Annotated in this window: 1 protein-coding gene; it reads left to right on the forward strand. The window is 37.1% G+C overall.

What is annotated here, in order from left to right; translation table 11 throughout:
- Positions 1–854 (forward strand): ISL3 family transposase (locus tag AC3E7H_RS09845; protein ID WP_490676500.1); only part of this gene is annotated, 854 nt, incomplete at its 5' end.
- Between the last annotated feature and the right edge of the window lie 96 nt (positions 855–950).

Below are 950 nucleotides of genomic sequence, written 5' to 3' on the forward strand. Positions count from 1 at the left end.
TTCGTAAATTGAAAGAATTCAAATTCAAGACAGATTTATCTTTCCTTCCAACTCACATGTCTTGGGATGAATACAGCTTCAAGAAAGGTAAGATGAGTTTCATTGCACAGGATTTTGATTCCAGAAAGATCGTAGTTATCCTGGATGGGCGAACTCAAGTGACTATTCGCAATCATTTCCTTCGTTATTCTAGTCAGGTGAGAAGTCGCGTGAAAGTCATTACCATGGATATGTTTAGTTCCTACTACGATATTGCCAGAAAACTATTTCCAAACGCTAAAATCGTTCTGGATCGTTTTCACATTGTACAACATCTCAGTCAAGCTATGAATCGTCTTCGCATCCAAGTCATGAATCGTTTTGATCGAAAATCGCACGAATATAAGGCACTAAAACGTTACTGGAAACTCATTCAACAGGATAGCCGTAAACTTAGTGATAAACGTTTTTATCGCCCTACTTTTCGCTCACACTTGACCAATAAAGAGATTCTCGAAAAGCTCCTTGCATACTCTCAAGAACTTAGAGAACACTATGAACTCTATCAACTATTACTGTTTCATTTCCAAGAGAAACAAACAGACCATTTCTTTGAACTGATTGAAGAAACGATTTCTTGTGTAAATCCTATTTTTCAAACTGTTTTTAAGACCTTTTTGAAAGATAAGGACAAAATCATGAACGCACTGGAACTGCCCTACTCAAACGCGAAACTAGAGGCTACTAATAACCTCATTAAGGTCATCAAGCGCAATGCTTTTGGCTTCCGGAACTTTGAAAACTTTAAAACCAGAATCCTCATTGCTTTGAACATAAAAAAGGAGAGAACCAAGTTGGTCCTCTCCAGGTTATAACTTTTCATCAACCCACTACAGTTGCCAAAGAGCCTTTTATGGTAGAAAAAGAGCCACAAAAAAAGAACAACTAGTGTTCTTACTCATGTAATATTT

This window comes from Streptococcus sp. SCPM-O-B-15304 (M98) (assembly GCF_058200215.1).